The organism is Bradyrhizobium sp. 154 (assembly GCF_023073875.1).
Classification (GTDB): domain Bacteria; phylum Pseudomonadota; class Alphaproteobacteria; order Rhizobiales; family Xanthobacteraceae; genus Bradyrhizobium.
This window is the reverse complement of sequence record NZ_JADPKG010000094.1, coordinates 103,273-122,081: the sequence shown is the minus strand read 5'-3', so window position 1 is coordinate 122,081 and position 18,809 is coordinate 103,273. Positions and strand designations below refer to the sequence as shown.

General features: G+C 64.4%; 16 protein-coding genes. 8 read left to right on the top strand and 8 right to left on the bottom strand.

Annotation, left to right across the window (positions count from 1 at the left end; genetic code table 11):
• Positions 1-70 precede the first annotated feature (70 nt).
• Positions 71-2,317: an exopolysaccharide transport family protein gene (locus IVA92_RS21930; RefSeq protein WP_247277094.1), complete on the bottom strand. Its 2,247-nt coding sequence runs from the start codon at positions 2,315-2,317 to the stop codon at positions 71-73.
• 201 nt (positions 2,318-2,518) lie between these two features.
• On the opposite strand from IVA92_RS21930, the gene IVA92_RS21925 reads away from it, so the two are divergent.
• The 3 genes from IVA92_RS21925 to IVA92_RS21915 all read left to right on the top strand — a co-directional run bounded on the left by IVA92_RS21925 (position 2,519) and on the right by IVA92_RS21915 (position 6,733).
• Positions 2,519-3,652 carry a glycosyltransferase family 4 protein gene (locus IVA92_RS21925; RefSeq protein ID WP_247277093.1) on the top strand — a complete coding sequence of 378 codons (1,134 nt, stop codon included), beginning with the start codon at positions 2,519-2,521 and terminating at the stop codon, positions 3,650-3,652.
• 112 nt (positions 3,653-3,764) lie between these two features.
• Positions 3,765-5,315 (top strand): undecaprenyl-phosphate glucose phosphotransferase, encoded by a 1,551-nt coding sequence (locus IVA92_RS21920; RefSeq protein ID WP_247277092.1) that lies wholly within the window; start codon positions 3,765-3,767, stop codon positions 5,313-5,315.
• Between the two features lie 161 nt (positions 5,316-5,476).
• A complete protein-coding gene (locus IVA92_RS21915; protein ID WP_247277091.1) occupies positions 5,477-6,733 on the top strand; it encodes an O-antigen ligase family protein in 1,257 nt (418 codons plus the stop codon).
• Here IVA92_RS21915 and IVA92_RS21910 read toward each other — a convergent pair.
• Entirely contained in the window at positions 6,702-7,178 is a 477-nt protein-coding gene (locus tag IVA92_RS21910) for a MarR family transcriptional regulator (protein ID WP_247277188.1), read from the bottom strand. The two genes, IVA92_RS21915 and IVA92_RS21910, sit on opposite strands and share 32 nt — an antisense overlap.
• A gap of 148 nt (positions 7,179-7,326) precedes the next feature.
• Here IVA92_RS21910 and IVA92_RS21905 point away from each other — a divergent pair, with 148 nt between their 5' ends.
• Positions 7,327-8,523, top strand: a complete 1,197-nt coding sequence (locus tag IVA92_RS21905; RefSeq protein WP_247277090.1) for an FAD-dependent monooxygenase — start codon at positions 7,327-7,329, stop codon at positions 8,521-8,523.
• Between the two features lie 179 nt (positions 8,524-8,702).
• Here IVA92_RS21905 and IVA92_RS21900 read toward each other — a convergent pair whose 3' ends face one another.
• The 3 genes from IVA92_RS21900 to IVA92_RS21890 are packed head-to-tail and all read right to left on the bottom strand — an operon-like array spanning position 8,703 to position 11,496.
• Entirely contained in the window at positions 8,703-9,881 is a 1,179-nt protein-coding gene (locus tag IVA92_RS21900; protein WP_247277089.1) for a saccharopine dehydrogenase NADP-binding domain-containing protein, read from the bottom strand.
• A 9-nt stretch (positions 9,882-9,890) separates the two neighbouring features.
• Positions 9,891-10,673 (bottom strand): DUF169 domain-containing protein, encoded by a 783-nt coding sequence (locus tag IVA92_RS21895; RefSeq protein ID WP_247277088.1) that lies wholly within the window; start codon positions 10,671-10,673, stop codon positions 9,891-9,893.
• A gap of 55 nt (positions 10,674-10,728) precedes the next feature.
• A complete protein-coding gene (locus tag IVA92_RS21890) occupies positions 10,729-11,496 on the bottom strand; it encodes a YdcF family protein (protein WP_247277187.1) in 768 nt (255 codons plus the stop codon).
• Positions 11,497-11,664: 168 nt separating this feature from the next.
• On the opposite strand from IVA92_RS21890, the gene IVA92_RS21885 reads away from it, so the two are divergent.
• From IVA92_RS21885 to IVA92_RS21875, 3 genes are all read left to right on the top strand, one after another.
• Positions 11,665-12,606, top strand: a complete 942-nt coding sequence (locus IVA92_RS21885; protein WP_247277087.1) for an acetamidase/formamidase family protein — start codon at positions 11,665-11,667, stop codon at positions 12,604-12,606.
• A 200-nt stretch (positions 12,607-12,806) separates the two neighbouring features.
• Positions 12,807-13,004: a hypothetical protein gene (locus IVA92_RS21880; protein ID WP_007603456.1), complete on the top strand. Its 198-nt coding sequence runs from the start codon at positions 12,807-12,809 to the stop codon at positions 13,002-13,004.
• 73 nt (positions 13,005-13,077) lie between these two features.
• The gene (locus IVA92_RS21875; RefSeq protein ID WP_247277086.1) at positions 13,078-13,581 is read left to right on the top strand and encodes a GcrA family cell cycle regulator; all 504 of its coding nucleotides are present in this window, start codon (positions 13,078-13,080) and stop codon (positions 13,579-13,581) included.
• A gap of 265 nt (positions 13,582-13,846) precedes the next feature.
• Here IVA92_RS21875 and IVA92_RS21870 read toward each other — a convergent pair whose 3' ends face one another.
• A complete protein-coding gene (locus IVA92_RS21870) occupies positions 13,847-15,403 on the bottom strand; it encodes a porin (RefSeq protein ID WP_247277085.1) in 1,557 nt (518 codons plus the stop codon).
• 408 nt (positions 15,404-15,811) lie between these two features.
• Here IVA92_RS21870 and IVA92_RS21865 point away from each other — a divergent pair, with 408 nt between their 5' ends.
• Complete coding sequence (locus IVA92_RS21865; RefSeq protein WP_247277084.1) at positions 15,812-16,318, top strand: MarR family transcriptional regulator; 507 nt, start codon at positions 15,812-15,814, stop codon at positions 16,316-16,318.
• Between the two features lie 13 nt (positions 16,319-16,331).
• On the opposite strand, the gene IVA92_RS21860 is transcribed toward IVA92_RS21865, so the two are convergent.
• Positions 16,332-17,447, bottom strand: coding sequence for an alpha/beta hydrolase (locus IVA92_RS21860; protein WP_247277083.1), 1,116 nt, complete (start codon positions 17,445-17,447; stop codon positions 16,332-16,334).
• Positions 17,448-17,699: 252 nt separating this feature from the next.
• Positions 17,700-18,671 (bottom strand): SDR family NAD(P)-dependent oxidoreductase, encoded by a 972-nt coding sequence (locus tag IVA92_RS21855; protein ID WP_247277082.1) that lies wholly within the window; start codon positions 18,669-18,671, stop codon positions 17,700-17,702.
• Positions 18,672-18,809: the final 138 nt, after the last annotated feature.

The window sequence follows — 18,809 nt, the reverse complement described above, 5'->3', positions numbered from 1 at the left end:
CTCTTCCCTCCCCTGGAGGGGGAGGTAAGAGCAGCACTGATCGGTAGATTACCGGGGGCAGCGCCCTCGCCTACGCCGCCACCACGCGCGGCGCGTCCATCGCATTGGACGGCTGCACCGGCCTGCTCAGCATCGTCACGTCGCTAAAGCCGACGGCCCTCAGCTGCTCGCACATCAGCGTGCGCGCATCCTGTGCCATCGATGCATCCGGTACCACGACGGCGCGGGCATCGGCCGTCAGCAACTCGGCCGGCAGGTCGGAGGCACCGCCGGCATCCAGCAGCACGTGGTCGTAGGCCCGGAGCAGCGCATCGATCGCGAGCGTCACCCGCGGTGATTGCAGCAGGCTGCGATCGAAGCCGGGGCGGCCGGCCATGACCAGATGCAGCCGCGACAGCTTGTCCCGGGTGATAACCTGCGCGAAAGACGCTTCGCCCTGCATCAGCTCGGCAAGGCCGGGCGCGGAGGCATCGACGGCCACCGCGGCAATGGTCGGCGAGGACGCGGCGAGATCGACCACGACGACGCGTGCGTCACGCGCGAGATGCCGGGCGAGCGTCAGCGCTGAGAGCGTAATCGAGTCGCCGGCCGCGGTGCCGAGCACCGTAATCTTCTTCGCCGCCGCGCCCGCGGCGCGCAGGCTCTCGGCCAATTGCTCGATCTCGGCGAATTCGGTCATCTCGGCCTCAGCGGCCATCGCCGGCTGAAGCGGCCCGGGCTCGCCGACGACGGGATCGACCCTCGGCTCGACCACCGGCTCCGCTGCCGGTTCTTGGCGCACCGTCGCCCGTGACGGTAGGACCGCAGCCACAGCCCGCGGCGCAGTCTGGCGCAGCAGCTCGCCGGTGACGACGACGCCGGACGACAGCAGCAGCGTCGCAATCGTCGCGATCAGCACGATCGGCAGCTTCTTAGGGTAGGCCGGGGTATTCGAGACGATGGCGCGCGAAATGATGCGGCCGTCCGTCGGGGCGGTATCGATGGTCTCGCGGGTGTTGGCCTCGCGATATTTGGCGAGATAGGTTTCCAGCAGGTCGCGCTGCGCCTTGGCCTCGCGCTCGAGCGCGCGGAGCTGCACGTCCTGGCCGTTGGTGGATGCCGCCTGCTTCTTGAGCTGCTCGAGGCTCGCCGTCAGACCGTCGACCCGGCCGCTGGCGATTCGAGCGTCGCTTTCGAGCGAACGCGAAATCTTCGCCGCTTCGTCGCGGATCTGATTGTCGAGGTCGCCAAGCTGCGCCTTCAACTCCTTGATCCGGGGATGATTGCCGAGCAGCGTGGATGACTGCTCGGCGAGCTGCGCACGCAGCGTCACCCGCTGCTCCGAGAGCCGCCGCATCAATTCGGAGTTCACCACCTCCGATGCCTCGATCGGCTTTCCGCTCTGGAGCATTTCGCGGATCAGCCGCGCTTTGGATTCTGCGTCGGCCTTGATCGAGCGCGCGTTGTTGAGCTGGGTATTGATCTCGCCCATCTGCTGGTTCGACAGCGTGGTGTTGTTGGTGCCGACGAACAGGCTCGACTTGGAGCGGAAGTCCTCGACCCGCCCCTCCGCCTCGGACACCTTCTTGCGCAAATTCTCGATCTCGCCCGCCAGCCACTGGCTGGCGTTCTTGGCCTGCTCCTGGCGTACACCCTGCTGGAGCACGAGATAAACGTCGGCGATAGAGTTGGCGACGCGCGCGGCGAGCTCGGGATCGGCGGACTGGAATTCGACCACGATCACGCGCGACTTGTCGACGGCGTAAGCCTGGAGGCGCTCGTAATAGGCATCCAGCACGCGCTCTTCCGGTGTCATCGAGAACGGATCGCGGGCGATGCCGACCAGCGCTGCCAGCGACTTCAGCGGCGAGATGCCTTGCAGCACCGGATCGAATTCGGGCCGCTCCGCGAGCTTGTTCTTCTTGATGATCTCGCGCGCGAGATCGCGCGACAGCACGAGCTGCACCTGGCTGGTGACGGCCTCGGCGTCGAGCGCCTGCCGCTCTTCGGTGCGATCGCTATTCGGGCGCAGGAACACGTTCTCGCGGCCATCGATCAGGATCCGCGATTCAGACTTGTAGCGCGGTGTGACGAGATTGATGGCAACAACCGATGCAACGAGCACCAGCACAGTCGGCACGATGATCCAGCCGCGCTTGCGCGCCAATGCCGCGCCGAGCCCGTGCAGGTCGATGTCGCCGGATTCGACTTGCGCCTGCTTCGCGACGACCGGCGCAGGCTTCGCTTGGACCTTGGGCGCGGCTTCGGGTTTGGACTTTGAGACAGCCCGCTCGATCACCGCCTTGTCCTTGCCGGCACGCCAGAACGCTAAACGCATCGAACACTCCCGCAGGGGCAACGCCACAAGCTACCCCACCAGGGCGACTACACTCCATTAAGGTTGCCGCTGGGTTAATCGCTGCGTCCAGCGACTGACGCATGCGCGCCCGTCACCGTTTGTTAACCACGAGGGCCCTTAATCCGTCTCGATTATTTCGCGAAATTGTTCGGCAGTTGCCGTCGAGCGCTGGTTTTGATCATGCCCCCTTCTCCCGACCGGCCGCTTCGCATCCTGCACGCCGTGCGCGCACCAGTTGGCGGCATCTTCCGCCACATCCTCGACGTCGCCAATGGCCAGGTCGACCGCGGCCATCATGTCGGCATCCTCGCCGACAGCCTCACCGGCGGCGAGCGTGCCGACAAGGCGCTTGCCGGACTCGCGCCGCGACTGAAGCTCGGCGTGCACCGGCTCGCGATCCGCCGCGAACCGTCACCTGACGACGTCCTGGTGTGGCTTCGCATGCGACGCCTGATCGCGACGCTCAGGCCCGACGTCATGCACGGCCATGGCGCCAAGGCCGGCGCCTTCATCCGAATGCGGCGGCGCTCCGACGACACCATCCGCATCTACACCCCGCATGGCGGCTCGCTGCATTATCCCCTCAACACATTCAAGGGCGAGTTCTACGCGCGGCTCGAGCGCACGCTGATGGACGCGACCGACCTGTTCCTGTTCGAGAGCGCATTTGCCCGCGACACCTATCAACGCATCGTCGGCACGCCCAAGGGCGTGGTGCATTGCGTCTTCAACGGCGTCACGGCGGAGGAGTTCGAGCCCGTCGCGACTGCCGAGGATGCCACCGACCTCGCCTATGTCGGCGAGTTCAGGCACATCAAGGGCGCGGATCTGCTGGTCGATGCCGTCGCGCGCCTGCACGAGAACGGCAAGAAGGTCACGCTGACGCTCGGCGGCGACGGCGAGGAAACCGCGGCGCTGAAGGCTCAGGTCGAGAGGCTCGGCCTCTCCAGCGCGATCCGTTTCATCGGGCACGTCAAGGCGCGGTACGGCTTCTCCAAGGGCCGGCTGCTGGTCGTCCCCTCGCGTGGCGATTCCATGCCCTATGTCGTGATCGAGGCTGGTGCTGCCGGCATTCCCATGATCGCGGCCCGCATCGGCGGCATTCCCGAGATCTTCGGGCCGGAGAGCCCCGCCCTGTTCGCGCCGAGCAATTCCGAGGCCATGGCCGAGGCGATCGCGGCCTCGCTCGACGATCCGCAAGGGACGGCCCAGCGCGCAACCGCCCTGCGCGCGCGCATCTCGGCGCATTTTTCGCAGCAGGCGATGGTCGACGGCGTGCTCGCCGCTTATCGCGACGCATTTGCCAATCATTAACCATTCTTAAGCCCGCTTTAGAAAATCTTCCGATTTGTTCGATAATCGAAGTGCGGGGGATGCCCGGGCGCGCAAAACCGTGCCGCGGGCTTTGGAATGGACGTGGACGCTCGTGGAACCGCTCAACGCACGCTCGATGCTCGATGCCGCGACCAGCGCCGCGGCGAAGCCTGCTGACCAACCCTTTGTGGAGCGCCGCCGCCGGCTCTCGCCCGCAGCGCTCGAGGTCGTCAATCAGAAGGTCGCCCGCGCCTATTCGCCCATCGTGATCGCCGGCTTCGTCCGCCTGGCTGATTTCGCGTTGCTCAGCCTCGTCGGCATTGCGCTCTACGCCGGCTATGTCATGCCGCTCGCCGGTGGGTTCAACTGGGTCTATCCTGCGGAGATTATCGCGGTGGCGGTCGCCGCTGTGGTCTGTTTCCAGGCCGCCGACATCTACCAGGTGCAGTTGTTCCGCGGGCAGCTTCGGCAGATGACGCGGATGATCTCGTCCTGGTCGTTCGTCTTCCTGCTCTTCATCGGCATCTCGTTCTTCGCCAAATTCGGCAGCGAAGTGTCGCGGCTGTGGCTTGCCGCCTTCTACTTCCTCGGGCTCGCCGCGCTGATGGCCGAGCGTATCGTCCTGCGCTCGCTGGTGCGCGGCTGGGCGCGCGAGGGCCGGCTCGACCGCCGCACCATCATCGTCGGCTCCGACAGCAACGGTGAGCAACTGGTCCAGGCGCTGAAGGCGCAGGAGGATTCCGACATCCACGTTCTCGGCGTGTTCGACGATCGCAACGACAGCCGCGCGCTCGACACCTGCGCCGGCGCGCGCAAGCTCGGCAAGGTCGACGATATCGTCGAATTCGCTCGCCGCACTCGTGTCGACCTCGTGCTGTTCGCGCTGCCGATCTCGGCGGAGACCCGCATCCTGGAGATGCTGAAGAAGCTCTGGGTGCTGCCGGTCGACATTCGCCTCTCCGCGCACACCAACAAGCTGCGCTTCCGGCCCCGCTCCTATTCCTATCTCGGCGAAGTGCCGACGCTGGACGTGTTCGAGGCGCCGATCACCGACTGGGATCTGGTGATGAAATGGCTGTTCGACCGCATCGTCGGCAGTCTCGCGCTGCTCGCCGCGCTGCCGGTTATGGGACTGGTGGCGTTGGCCGTGAAGCTCGACAGCCCCGGCCCGGTGCTGTTCCGCCAGAAACGCTTCGGCTTCAACAACGAGCGGATCGACGTCTACAAATTCCGCTCGATGTACCACCATCAGGCCGATCCGACCGCCTCGAAGGTCGTGACCAAGAACGATCCACGTGTCACCCGCGTCGGCCGCTTCATCCGCAAGAGCAGCCTCGACGAGTTGCCGCAGCTCTTCAACGTGGTCTTCTCGGGCAACCTCTCGCTGGTCGGCCCGCGTCCGCATGCGGTGCAGGGCAAGCTCCAGAGCCGCCTGTTCGACGAAGCCGTCGACGGCTACTTCGCGCGCCACCGCGTCAAGCCCGGCATCACCGGCTGGGCGCAGATCAACGGCTGGCGCGGCGAAATCGACAATGAAGAGAAGATCCAGAAACGCGTCGAGTTCGACCTCTATTACATCGAGAACTGGTCGGTGCTGTTCGATCTCTACATTCTCCTGAAGACGCCGATCTCGCTGCTAACCAAGAACGAGAACGCGTATTGAATTGAGTTTATCTGTCATGCCCCGCGAAGGCGGGGCATCCAGTACTCCGCAGCGCCAACCGTTGTCCGCAATAGGCGCCGCGGAGTACTGGATCGCCCGGTCAAGCCGGGCGATGACAGCGGTATTGTGGCGTACCAGTAGCGTAAGCGTATGAGCGTGCGATGGCGTATGCGGCGACAGCCGGTGAAGTGAACGTAGCCGTACGGGCTGCACCCGGCGTGCTGGCCCTCCAGCGCGCGCTGGTATGGCTGGTCGGCGCGTCGGGCGCGATCGTGTTCATCGAGCCGAGTCCCTACGAGATCGCGACGCTGCTCGCGACTGTCACCTTCTTTGCCACCGGTCTGCGGCTGAAGCTCGCGCTGATGCCGCTGGTGCTGATATTGGTCCTGCTCAATGTCGGCTACACCATCAGCGCGATCCCGCTGCTCGATCAGTCCGAGGTGGCGAGCTGGATCGCGACCTCCTGGTATATGGCGGTGACCGTGGTGTTCTTCGCGATGGTCACCTCGGAGGATACGGCGGCCCGGCTCGACATGCTTCGCCGCGGGCTCGTGGTCGGCGCCATGGTGGCCTCGTTATTGGCGGTCGCCGGTTACTTCCACCTGATCCCCGGCGGAGACGATCTCCTCACGCTCTACGGACGCGCGCGCGGCACGTTCAAGGATCCGAACGTGCTCGGCGCCTTCCTCATCCTGCCGGCGCTGTTCTCGCTCCAGAGCGTGGTTTCGGACAAGCTCGGCAAGGCGTTCCGCAATGTCATCGGCTTCGGCCTCATGTCGCTGGCGATCCTGCTCGCCTTCTCCCGCGCCGCCTGGGGCGGCTTGGTGTTGACCTCCGCCTTCATGCTGGCGCTGATGGTGTTGACCAGCCGCACCAACGCGCAGCGCTCCCGCATCATCGTCATGGCGATCGTCGCCGCGGTGCTGGGACTGGCCTTGATCGCGGTGCTGCTGTCATTCGACTCGATTGCCGAGATGTTCAAGCAGCGCGCGAGCTTCGACCAGAGCTATGACGAGGGCCGCTTCGGCCGGTTCGGCCGCCACATTCTCGGCGCCGAGATGGCGCTCGACCTGCCGTTCGGCATCGGCCCCCTGCAATTCCACCGCTTCTTCCCCGAGGACACCCACAACTCCTATCTCAACGCCTTCATGTCCGGCGGCTGGCTCTCCGGCGTGTGCTATCCCGCGCTGGTCTTCACCACCGTCATCATGGGCTTCCGCCACATCTTCGTCCGCGTGCCCTGGCAGCGCGCCTATCTCGCGGTGTTCTCTGCCTTCATCGGCACTATCGGCGAAAATTTTGTGATCGACACCGACCACTGGCGGCACTTCTGGATGATGCTGGGCGCGATGTGGGGCATGATCGCGGCCGCACAGGTCTACAAAATCAAGGCTGACGACGAAGCTTCTTCAGCTTGAGAGCGGGACGCTTCTCCGGCGGGGTCTCGAGCAGGCCCTTGAGCGCCTCCGTGGCTGCGAGCACGGCCTTGTAGCCCTCATTGGCGAAGCGCAGCAGCAGACGCAGTTCCTCGTCTGAATAGCCGCCGAACACCTTCTCCATCGCCTGCTGCATCGGTACGTAGAACTGACCGATCTTCATCGCCGCGTCCGGCACGACCGCGATGAAAACCTTCCGGCGATCGGTCTCGTCGCGTTCACGGCGCACCAAGCCAGCCTTTTCGAGCCGGTCGACCACGCCGGTGATGGCGCCGGTCGTGAGCCCCGTGACCTCGGCCAGCCGGCCCGCAGTGACACGGCCTTCGAGATACAGGATGTCCATGCATTCAAGGTCGGAATTGGCAATTCCGGCAACGTTCGCAACGGTCTGGCCGTAGAGCACGCCCTGCGCGGACGACCTGCGCATCGCCTCCTCGAGCTCCTGCAACAGCGCATCGCGCGCCTTCGTCCTTGACAAGATCCGCCTCATCACTTAGTCGGTATACATCTTAGCTACTAAGAGATTTAGCTAGCCGTAATTTCTCCTAGCACCGCGGAAACGTCGGGAGCAAGCCATGTCCTATCGTCCCCGCAAGGCCCTGATCATCGGCGCCGGCATCGCCGGGCCCGTCGCTGCGATCCTGCTTCGCCGGGCCGGCATCGAGTCGGCGATCTATGAGGCCTGGCCCTATTCGAAGGGCATTGGCGGCGGCCTTCAGATCGCACCGAACGGCATGCATGTCATGGACGAGATCGGCCTTGCGAAAGAGTTGATCAGCCGCGGCTCGGTCGCGGAGGCCTTCGACTTCTATTCGCAGGACGGCGAGCGGCTCGGCTCGATCAACCGCGACATGGAGCGGCGCTTCGGCCAGCCGGCCGTCAACATCTCCCGCGCCACGCTGAACGAAATCCTGATCGACAAGGCCTGGTGTGCCTGCGTCTCACTCTACTTCGAGAAGCGCCTGATCAAGATCGAGGACCGCGGCGACCAGCCGATCATCGCCTACTTCGCCGACGGCACCACGGCCGAGGGCGACTTCCTGATAGGCGCCGACGGCGTTCACTCGGTGGCGCGCCGCCAGGTGGTGCCGGATGGGCCGCAGCCGTTCAACACCGGACTGATCGGCTTCGGCGGCTTCGTGCCGCACGCGGTGCTCGACGGCAGGCCGATCGGCCGCCACGTCGAGACGACGTTCGGACAGAGTGGCTTCTTCGGCTACGGCTATTGCAGCCCCGAACCGGACGACGGCGTGATGTGGTGGAGCACGCAGCCGGCGCACGGCATGGACGCGGTGATGTTTCGCGCGCTCGACCACGCGACGATGAAGCAGCATCTGCGCGGCTTTCATCGCGGCTGGCACGATCCGATTTCCGACATCATCGAAGCGGCCGAGAACATCGTCGTCACCGACACGCTCGACGTCGCGACCTTGCCGACCTGGTCGCGCAAGCGCTCGCTGCTAATCGGCGATGCGGCGCATGCGACCAGCCCCCATGCCGGCCAAGGCGCTTCGCTGGCGCTGGAGGATGCGATGCGGCTCGCGCGGCTGATGCAGGAGGGGCAGGAGCTCAGCGCCACGTTCCAGACCTTCGAGGCCGCGCGCCGCCCGCGCACCGAAAAGATCGTCGCCATGGCGCGCCGCAATGGCAACAGCAAGCGCGAGTTTAGCGCCACCGGTGCGTGGGTTCGCAATCAGATGCTGAAGTGGCTCCTGCCACTCGGCGCCAAGGGCATGGATTTCATGTACGCCTACGACGCGCGGGCGGTGTGATTTGGCGGGCCCTCAGGATGACGACCGGGTACGCGGCACTCATTTCAACGAGCACCGATGATGCTTAGCCTCATCCTGAGGAGACCGCGAAGCGGGCGTCTCGAAGGACGAGGCGCGCGCTCAGGGCGCGCAAAGCGCCATATGCGATTGCCCCGCAGCTTGCGACGAGAGGCGAGGAGCTACGTCTCCACCTCGAACGTCAGCCCCGCATTGTCACGCAGCCGCTTGATCAGCTTGTGCTGCATCGCTGCACCCGGTGTCCAGAAGCCGGCCGGAACGTCAGCCGCATCGCGCAGCAGGCAGATCGCGCATTCGGAGATCATCCTCGAGGTCGAGCCGTAGCCGGGATCGCGGTCACCGGTGACGCCGGCGCGCACCTGGCGGCCGTCGGGCGCGATCGCAACATACAGCAGATCGAAGAGGCCGTTCTCGCGCTCTTCCTTCGAAGGTCCCTCGCCCGGCTTCGGTGCGCCGGGGCCGGTCTTGCCGGCGTTTGCCGCCATCACGCGCTTCGCGTTGGCCTCGCCCATCTCGCCCGGACCGGTCAGCACCATCTCGTCGTAGACGAAATCCTTGCCGTAGGGAAAGCCCATCAGCATGTTGGAGCGGTGAACGTTGCGCGTGTTGATCAGCGCCATCGCGAACGGGGCCGCCCAGGATTGCAGGTCCTCCTCGACGAAGGGCTTGTTGCCCTTCGGCTGCTTCGGGCCGGTGAAGCCGGGCGTCAACGCAAACGGATCGTTCAGGATCGCGACAAGGCTGAGGTCCTTGGCAACCGCATCGAAGGTCGCTTTTGCACTCGCCGCGGTGCCGCCTGACAGCGTACCACGCATGTCGCGCACGCGGCCCTTGACGCGCGGCGCCGGCGCGCCGAACACGCGCTTGGCCTCTTCCTGCACGAAGAAAGTGCCAAGCTCGAACGGCACGGAATCATAGCCGCAGGAAAACACGATGCGCGCGCCGCTTGCCTTGGCCGCGGCCTCGTATTTGTCGATCATCTTCCGCATCCAGACCGGCTCGCCGCAGAGATCGAAATAATCCACGCCCGCAGCGACGCAGGCCGCGAGCAGTTCCTCGCCGTAGAACTGATACGGTCCGACCGTCGTGATCACCGATCTGGTCTGCGCCACCATCGCCTTCAGCGAAGCCGCATCCGACGCGTCGGCCACGATCAATGGCGTCTCGGCGTGTGCGCCGATCGCTTCGCGCACCGATCTCAGCTTGTCGAGGCTGCGGCCGGCCAGCGCCCATGTCAGCGCCTTGCCGTCCTTGTAATGCGCCGACAGATATTCGGCGACGAGTTGGCCGGTGAAACCGGTCGCGCCGTAGACGACGATGTCGAATTTCGCAGAGCTCATAATCGGCCTTTACTTTTTCGCGTAGCTCACGCCCATGCCGGCACGGACGTCGCTTTGAATGCCATAGGGCGGAATCGGATAGCGCAGGCCATTCTTAGCCAGCGCCTTCATGCCCTCGATTGCCTTGGCGAGGTGCGAGGGCTTCAAGGCCATCAGCATCTCCTCGTCCGGCACGCCGCCATAGCGCCGTTCGGCATAGCATGGCAAGGACAGGCTGGGCTCGCCGGTCTTGAGCGCCCGCCCCCAGGAATCCGCGCAGGCGGTCTCCCCGACCACGCCCCATTCGAACTTCCTGTAGCCGGTATATTGCAGCCCGTTGATCAGGATGATCATCTGCCCGGGCGTCGCGTAAACGAGGCAAATGTCGGGCGGATCGAGCCTGCCGCTCGCGAGCGGGCTGACGGCGAGCGCCTGATATTGCCCGAACGGCACCACATCGAGCGCTTCCTGGCGCTTGCGTGCATCTTCCGCCGTGCCGTGCCACACCCCGACGTAACTGTCGCCCGCGAGCCATTTATCATCCTGCGGCGCAAGACCGATCACGGCGCGGCATTGCGCACCCACGAGATCGTCGGCGGTGATGCCGACGGTCCATCCCAGACGCGCGGCCATGCTGACGATCTGGTCGGTGGTGTGGATCGCGTTCGGCCGCCGGATTTTTGGGATCGCCTCCATGTCCGCGGCGCGCGCGAACAGTTTCATGCCGATCACCGTCGTCTTCAGCCGGAGCAGGCTGTTGAGATCGGCGACGAGTGCAGCAAGGTCGATCCTATCCGCGCTCTGCTGTTGCATGGCGTCCTCCGGTCCGGCGATCGCGCGCCGCCTGTTGTTGTTTGCGGCTCTCGTTCTAGTCCTTGGTGGGCCCCGGAAGCAACTCGCCGGTCCTGCCCATCAGGCGGTAGGCCACGAGGCCGATCCACTCGCGCACGGCGACGTCGGTTCGGCCAAGCCCGTCCGCACCCATATTGGTGAAGGAAAAGAGATCGTCACGCCCGCCCATTCGCCAGTCCACCGGGTAGGCTTCGACGTCAAATCCGGCCTTGCGAAAGATCCCCATCGAGCGCGGCATGTGAAAGGCCGACGTCACCAGAAGCCAGCGCTCGCCCGGCTTCGGCGACACCAATTGCTTCGTGAAGATGGCATTCTCCCAGGTGTTGCGGGAGTCCCGCTCGAGGATCAGGCGTTGCTTCGCTATGCCGACATTCTCCAGGACTGGCGCGGAGTAATCAGCTTCCCTCGCGACGGTCGAGACCAGGTTCGACGTGCCTCCGGTGAAGACGATACGCGCATTGGGATAGCGGCGCGCGAGCTCGGCCGGCGCAAACAGACGATCGGCCGCGTGCGCGACCACCGGCGTGCGATGAGCCGCCGACAGATCGGTGTCGACGGAGCCGCCGAGCACGATGATGCCGTCGGGCGCACCGCGCGACGGATCCCAGGGCGCAAAGCGCGACTCCAGCGGATAGAGCAAGAGATTGCCGAGCGGCGAGAACGCTGCGAGCGCCAGCAGAACCAGCGTGACTGCGGCAAGCTTGCGGCCGAACGCGGCAAAGCGCGTCGCCATCAGCACGACAGACACGATCCCAAGCTCGACCAGGAGATTGATCGGCAGCAGCGCGACACCAAGGGTCTTGGAAAGAGCGAAAAACAGGAGAGCCTCGCTGGAATGATCGTGCCCGTCATGCGCGGGCTTGACCGGCCCGGCCTTCTTCAGAAATCTTCTTGAAAGAGGATCGATCGCCGGGTCAAGCCCGCGGCCGATGAAACCAACCGGACCCGGCAAATGACCCATCATCACCTGCATTCCAGCCCCGAAACCTGCCATTGGGGCTTCTTCGAAGCCGCGCTCAGGCCTGTCCTCACCATCGCCAGCGGCGACGAGGTGACGATCGACACCATCAGCGGCGGTCCGGACATGCTGCCCGACCGCAATCAGTTTCACATTCCGCCGGAGATGTTGGAGGTTCACGCCAGGAACGAGCGCATGCTGCCCGGCCACATCCTCACCGGTCCGATCGCGGTCGAAGGCGCCGAGCCCGGCGATGTGCTCGCGGTCGAGATCCTCGACGTCGAGCTCCGGCAGGATTGGGGCTGGAACATGATCAAGCCGCTGTCCGGCACCCTGCCCGACGATTTCCACGCGACGCGTATCCTGAACATCCCGCTCGACCGAACGCGGATGACCGGCCGCATGCCATGGGGTCTGGACCTGCCGCTCAAACCGTTCTTCGGCGTGATGGGCGTGTCGCCGCCGCCGGCCTGGGGCCGCATCTCCTCGCTGGTCCCCCGCGCGATGGGCGGCAATCTCGACAACAAGGAGCTCGGCGCGGGCGCAACACTTTATTTGCCGGTGTTCGTGCCGGGCGCGCTGTTCTCCTGCGGCGACGGGCACGGCGTGCAAGGCGACGGCGAGGTCTGCGTCACCGCGATCGAGACTGCACTCCGGGGCCGCTTCCGCCTGACATTGCGCAAGGATCTCAAGTTCGACTATCCCCGCGCCGAGACGGCGACGCACTACATGACCATGGCGATGGACCCCGACCTCGACCAGTGCGTGGTGCGCGCGCTGCGCGACATGATCGCGCTGCTCGGCGAGACGCGAAACTTGTCGCGTGAGGACGCCTACACGCTGTGCAGCCTGGCCGCCGATCTGCGGGTGACGCAGACCGTTAACGGCGCCAAGGGTATCCATTGCATGATCGAAAAGGCGATCGTGCACGGCTGAGCCGGCGCGCCTCTCCTGATGTGGTGACGCCACGCCGCCGCCCGGCTTTCGGGCGACGTGCCGCGCCATGCCCGAACTTCTCCAGCGATTCCAACGGGCTGACATACCGGTCTGGCCCGGATTTGACTTGCACCCCCGAACCTAAATAGAGTCTTAATCGTTACTTTTATGTACCCGAGTAAGAGGCTAGCGTTCGGGCCATGGCCACCGAAAAAGCCGAGACTGACCGCATTCCCGTAACCTTGGCGCTCTCGACCATCACCTATCTGGAGAAACTGGTGAGACAGGGCACCCACGGCACGAGCGTTCCCGGCGTTGCGCGGACATTGATCGAGGAAGGCATCCGTCTCGCCATCAAGGACGGGCTTTTGTCGATCCGCGACAATGGCAGGACGTGAGCGCGCGCCTGACGTGAGGCGGACCGATCTCGAGAGGCGGATGGCCGACATCTGCAACCTGGGACCGTTACACATGCCTGCTCTTTCCCCGACTCCTTCTCAGACCGCTTCACCGACTTGGACCGACGAACGCATTGAACTCTTGAAGCGGCACTTCGACGCCGGCCTCTCCTGCCGAGAGATCGCCGCCGACATCGGCGTCAGCCGCAACGCCGTGATCGGCAAGCTGTCCCGATTGAATCTGACGCGGGGCCGGACGGTCGATGACCGCAAGGTTCACGACAGGGGCTTTGCGCCGGCGCGCGCGTCGAGGGCCGTCCCGCGGCTGCAATACGAGATGCTCGCCACGATCTACGGCGAGACCGGCATGCCCGTGGTTGCAGAGCCGATCGACGACGGCAACCGCTGCTCGCTGCTGGAGCTGTCTGAGAATCGCTGCCGCTGGCCGATCTCGACGCCGGGCGAAGACGATTTCTGCTTCTGCGGCAATGCTGCGCCGGAGGGCCAATCCTACTGCGGCGGCCACAGCCGCCTCGCCTACCGGCCGAACTCACGCACCCGCGCTATCCGCGGCTGAAACAGGCACTCCCACAACGAAAAACCTCCGGTGGGGCATCACCGGAGGTTTCTGGAGGCTTAGCGTGAAGCCAAGAGCCGCAACTTTCGTAATCGGCTGAGAGCTATATAGCTTAGTAACTCAGGTAAGTAAATAAATCTGAGGCGATTGAATCGCATAGCACGTCTTCATCGACTGCGTGGGAGGCTGCCGATTCCGAACCGCCTCCTTGTAAAAAAGCCCCGGCGGTTTCCCGCCGGGGCTGCTTCATCTTCGAAGACCGAGCTTACCAGTTGCGCTGTGCGCGCAGCAGCAGGCTGTAGGTGTCCTGGTCCTTCAGCTCGTAGGTGGCCGCCGGCTTGGCGACAGTCGTCAGTGCTCCGGTCGTGATCGCGCCCGAGTACTTCTGGTCGAGATGGCTGTAGGTGAAGTCAGCCGAGAACGTCAGGTTCTTCACCGGCGTCCAGCGCGTGATGACGCCGACCTGGCCAATGTTGAAGTCCGGGTTGCAGGTACCGGTCAGGGTGGCGAACGCCGCGCTGCCGCAGATCAGGCCCTTGGCGGTGCCGTTGTAGTTGACCGCAGCCCACGCACCATAGAGTGCCGTGTTCCAGTACGGGCTCCAGTTGTGGGTGTAGGCACCCCGGAAGCCGTAGGTCTTGGTCAGCTCGAGGTTGCCGCCCGGGCCGAACACCGCGTCAGACACGCCGGCGAAGCCGATGCTCTGATAAGCGGCGTTCGAGCTGCCGAACATCGAGTAGCTGGTCGCTGCCAGCGACTGGAAGTTGTAGCGGCTCGCGCCCTCGGTGTAGACGCCGGACAGATTGATCACGTCGCCAGCGCCGGTCGGAATGTTCTTGATCGACAGAGCGAGCTGGACGGCCCAGCCCCACTTGTCTTCCGGATGACCGGTGACTTCAGTGGCGCCGTAATAGCCGACGTGGTTGTCGTGTGCGGCGACCGACGCCTGGAACATACCCCAGGCCTGGTCGACGCGGACCATACCGACGAGGTCGGGAGATCGGGTGCCGCCGATGTCGTTCGAGCCGTAGGCGCCGCCGAGGACGCCGGTGGTGCTCATGCCCGCCGTGTTCCAGAGGTTGGTCGTGAAGAACTGAGTCTGGTCCTGCGCCGAGATCGTCGCCGTCACGCCCTGGCCGAAATCGGCCGTGTAGGTGAACTGGGCGACGCCGTTGGTCGAGCCGCTGCCGCCGACCAACTGGTCGAAGTTGTTGCCGGGATAGTTGACCCAGGGCGCGTCGAACTGCGATACCGCCTTACCCATCGTGAAGCCGGCGAACTGGATGAAGGCATAGTAGACGCCGAGCGCGCCGCCCGAGATGCCGCCGTCGGTGCCGTTGACGTTGCCGCTGGAGGAGCCGACGAGGCCCGTGCCCGCAGCGTTGAGGCCGAGGGTGCCGCTGTACTGGGTGGCGCCCGTGCCCGAACCGGTGCCGACATAATTGCCGGTCGTCCAGGTGAAGACCGCGTCGAAATAGGTGCGGACCACGCCGTACTCGGTCGCGGTGCGCGTGTCGATGTTGAGATCTTCACGAGCGCGCATCGAGTAGTAGTTCGTCAAGCGGTTGTTCGCCGCGAAGACGCCGTTGTACTGGGCGCTGTAATTGCCGCCCGCGTTGAGGGCGACTTCAGCACGCAGATAACCGCCCAGCTTGATGCAGGTGTCGGTCCCTGGGATGTAGTAGAAACCCGCACCATAGAGCGTGCAGATCTTGACGTATTCGACCGCCTTGGCCTTGACCGGAAGATCGGCCGCCTGGGCTCCACCGACGGCGATCAGACCCGCCGCAGTGCCGAGCAAAAGGCTCTTCACCAGTTTCATTTAAAACCTCCAAGTTGCTCATTTTACGGAGACCAGACCGTATGGCCCCCCAGATCTCCGTCTCTCAAATCCGCTCGGCCGCTTTGCGCTTTCGGACACACCCGCTTCGAGCGAGGGACGTGAGCGAACCACCTGCAACGGGACGATCGAGAACCCCCCACCGTCATGGATCAATATGCCTGCGTCGTTCGGTAATCAAAATAGTTTATTAGATCAGCTTTTTGGTTTTGCTGAACCTGTGCCCGGCGCGCAACACCGACGGCTCAAGGAGCAATCAACTGAGCTGATCATCTTTGTAGTTTTAGTGACAAAATTACCCTGCTCTGCACTTGCGTCAGGACAGGCTTGCGTGGACTATGGCCTGCTACGAACACTGGCCTGAAGAATCAGTTCACCGGGAGTGACGCTGTGTCCGCAACGAGGAAAGAGGGTTCACGCCTGCGCTCCGTCGGCAATCTGGATATCATCAGGCGCTTCACCTGGGAGATCTCTTCGATCAACATGTATCTGGAGGAGCTGCGTCAGTTCTGGGCGAGGACGCTCGGCATCAGCGGCCCGCAATGGCTGATCCTGATGGCCATCTCCGACCTCGATAAGGACGACGGCATTCCGGTCAACGTCGTCTCCAAGCTTCTCCACGTCGATCCGTCGTTCGTCACCACCCAGTCCAAGCTGCTCGAGAAAAAGGGCCTGTTGCGCCGTCGGCCCTCGCCGACCGACGCCAGGGTGGTCCGGCTGTCCCTGACCGAGAAGACACAGAAGCACCTGGCGAGCCTCAACGAGCAGTACAAGACCATCAAGGAATTCGTCTTCCAGGAGTTCGACGAGCAAGAGCTCACCGAATTCACCGCCAAGCTCGCAATGCTGAAGTCCCGCCTCGAGAAGGCCTGCGTCCGCCTCACACTCGATTTCTGACGCGCGCTTTAGATCATATCTGGCCGGTTGCGCCGAGCCGCGATTCGAGCCAGTCGAAGATGTATTCGTTGGCAAGGCTCGGATTGTCCGCATGGGCCTGCGCCGCGCCAGTCTCGGCCGCAGTGAACACCTTCAACATGACATCCGACGAGCTGCCAATACGGGAGCTCTGGACGATCTGACGCGCCCGGTCGGCCTTGAGCCAGCCATCCTCGCCGAGCGTGATCAACACAGGGCAGTCGATGCTGGAAGCCATCAGCGGCGCATGCGGCACCGGCACGATGCTGACGTCGCTCAGTGCGAATCGGCTGGCGAAGAAGGCCCGCTCGTGCAGGTCCCACAGGCCGCCGTCGCAGACGGCGGCGGCAAGCCGCGGCTCCTGCAACACCGCGCGCGCCACGAACGAAGAGCCCCAGCCATCCGCGACGATTGCAACGCGCGCGAAATCGACGTCACTGCGCGTCTCCAGATAGTCCATGACGCACGGTATCGCGCTCTCGAGATCCCGGCGCCGCAACAGCACATCGATATAATCGTCGCGCTGATCGCCGAACAGGTCCAGCGCCAGCACCGAGAATCCACGCTCGCACGCATGTGGCACGAGCTTGAAGAGAAATTCCTCCTTGCGGTGGCCGGGTTCGCCGATGCAGATCACGGTCGGAGCCCGCCCGCTTCCCGTCGGCGCAGGGAGGAAGTAGCCCTGCAGCGCATGTCCGTCGAGCCAAGGCACGGTCACGACTTCGCCGACCGGGCTGCGCGCCGAAAGGTAGCTGCGTGCGCATTCCTGCATTGCGAGCACAGCGACCCAGCGGCGCTCGTCGTCCTGCTCGAGCGGCATCGCCGCCGCGCCATAGTAGTTCATGGCGCGCAGCCAGTTGCGCCGTGCGCTCGCCATGTGGCCTTCTGCGGAGGCAGCCTCGGCGCGCTGCCGATTGGCTTGCGCCAGCTTCTTCCACTCGCGGTGCCAGGAGCGGCCGTCGCCCCGCTTCAGCTGCCGCGCGATCATCAGGCATTCGGCGATGGTGGCGCCGCCCTCCTGGGCGGCGGTGAGCAGCCGCGTGAATTCAGCGGAGATGTCCTCTCGCTCCGGGCAGAGGGTCCAGTCGTCGGAGAGGCATGCGGGCATCATCGGGAGCTACGCTCTATCGTCGCGTTACGCCTGGTTGACTAAACTATTTCAGGTCCCCAACCAAGCAGCCGCGACCAAAATGAAAGCCGTTCGAGATCACCATCGCTTGAACATTGTCGTGTCGCATGCGTGACATACCGATCGGTCATGATGCGGACGTCACATTGGCAAGAGGTGGCACACAAAATTGCCTGAGCACCTCTTGCCATGACGATCATCATACCCACATTGGCACCCCGCTCACAGGCGGTCTCAACCGAGCCGCCAGCCGACCTCCTGCGTAAAACTTTCGAAGAAGGCGCGGTCGTAGGCCTGCTCCGGCGCGGCGCGCACGCGCTCGTCCAGGCGCTTGGCGTCCTCGCCGACGAGAATGCGCCATCGCTCCGCCTTGACCCCGTCGAGAATGGTCTTCGCGGCCTCGGCCGCCGTCGTCGGCGCATCCTCCAGGAAGCTGCGGGCGCGCTCGGCAAACGCCGCCTGGATGTCCTCCTCAGTCATTTTGTCGGCATCTGGCACGCCGGCCGCGATCATGCGCTTGCGGGTCAGCGCGACCTCGTCGGCATTGAGCCGGTCCGAGCCGTCACTGCTCTGCACCTTGCGCGAATTGGAGACGATCGAGGTGCCGATGTGACCGGGCATCACCACCGAGCATTTGACGTGCGGCGCGTGCAGGCGGAGGTCGTTGATCAGCGCTTCGGTAAATCCCTTCACCGCGAACTTCGCCGAGCTGTAGGCGGTGTGCGCCTGGTTCATGCCGATCGAGGCCCAGAAGCCGTTGACGCTCGCGGTGTTGACGATGTGCGCCTCGTCCGCGGCGACCAGCATCGGCAGGAAGGTGCGCACGCCGAGATAGACGCCGCCCCAGCAGATGTTGAACGTGCGCTCCCACTGCTCGCGCGTGTTGGTGAACAGACTGCCGCCGCCGCCGATGCCGGCATTGTTGAACAACAAATGGATCCTGTCCGTCTTCTGCTGCTCGGCGAGCTCGTCGCGAAAACGCTTCAGATGGTCCTCGATCGCGACATCGGCGACATGCGTCGTGACGCGCAGGCCTTGCGGCAGCTTCTCGACCTCGCAGAGCCGCTTGGTCTCGGCCATCGCGGCTTCCGAGACGTCGCACATCGCAACGTTGCAGCCCTCGGCCACGAGCTGCCGTGCGAGCTCGCGCCCCATTCCCGTGCCTCCGCCGGTGATGACTGCGATCTTTCCTGCAAAATCCTTCATGGGACTTCGGTCCCTCCCCTTGTCGGTATGTTTCTTCAGAGCTGCCCGCGCTGCGGGGCGCCGCGTAAAATGTAGCAGCGTCGCTCGGCAGGTAAAAGCGCATCGGCGCGATCATTCGACGCCGGTGATTTCGGGCCG

Excerpts from the sequence above, each read along its gene's own strand:
- IVA92_RS21910 (WP_247277188.1), bottom strand. The coding sequence starts at position 7,178 with ATGCGCAGGTCGTCCGCGCAGGGCGTGCTCTACGGCCAGACCGTTGCG.
- IVA92_RS21925 (WP_247277093.1), top strand. The coding sequence starts at position 2,519 with ATGCCCCCTTCTCCCGACCGGCCGCTTCGCATCCTGCACGCCGTGCGC.
- IVA92_RS21855 (WP_247277082.1), bottom strand. The coding sequence starts at position 18,671 with ATGAAGGATTTTGCAGGAAAGATCGCAGTCATCACCGGCGGAGGCACG.
- IVA92_RS21860 (WP_247277083.1), bottom strand. The coding sequence starts at position 17,447 with ATGATGCCCGCATGCCTCTCCGACGACTGGACCCTCTGCCCGGAGCGA.
- IVA92_RS21880 (WP_007603456.1), top strand. The coding sequence starts at position 12,807 with ATGGCCACCGAAAAAGCCGAGACTGACCGCATTCCCGTAACCTTGGCG.
- IVA92_RS21915 (WP_247277091.1), top strand. The coding sequence starts at position 5,477 with ATGGCGTATGCGGCGACAGCCGGTGAAGTGAACGTAGCCGTACGGGCT.
- IVA92_RS21905 (WP_247277090.1), top strand. The coding sequence starts at position 7,327 with ATGTCCTATCGTCCCCGCAAGGCCCTGATCATCGGCGCCGGCATCGCC.
- IVA92_RS21900 (WP_247277089.1), bottom strand. The coding sequence starts at position 9,881 with ATGAGCTCTGCGAAATTCGACATCGTCGTCTACGGCGCGACCGGTTTC.
- IVA92_RS21870 (WP_247277085.1), bottom strand. The coding sequence starts at position 15,403 with ATGAAACTGGTGAAGAGCCTTTTGCTCGGCACTGCGGCGGGTCTGATC.
- IVA92_RS21885 (WP_247277087.1), top strand. The coding sequence starts at position 11,665 with ATGACCCATCATCACCTGCATTCCAGCCCCGAAACCTGCCATTGGGGC.
- IVA92_RS21930 (WP_247277094.1), bottom strand. The coding sequence starts at position 2,317 with ATGCGTTTAGCGTTCTGGCGTGCCGGCAAGGACAAGGCGGTGATCGAG.
- IVA92_RS21875 (WP_247277086.1), top strand. The coding sequence starts at position 13,078 with ATGCCTGCTCTTTCCCCGACTCCTTCTCAGACCGCTTCACCGACTTGG.
- IVA92_RS21895 (WP_247277088.1), bottom strand. The coding sequence starts at position 10,673 with ATGCAACAGCAGAGCGCGGATAGGATCGACCTTGCTGCACTCGTCGCC.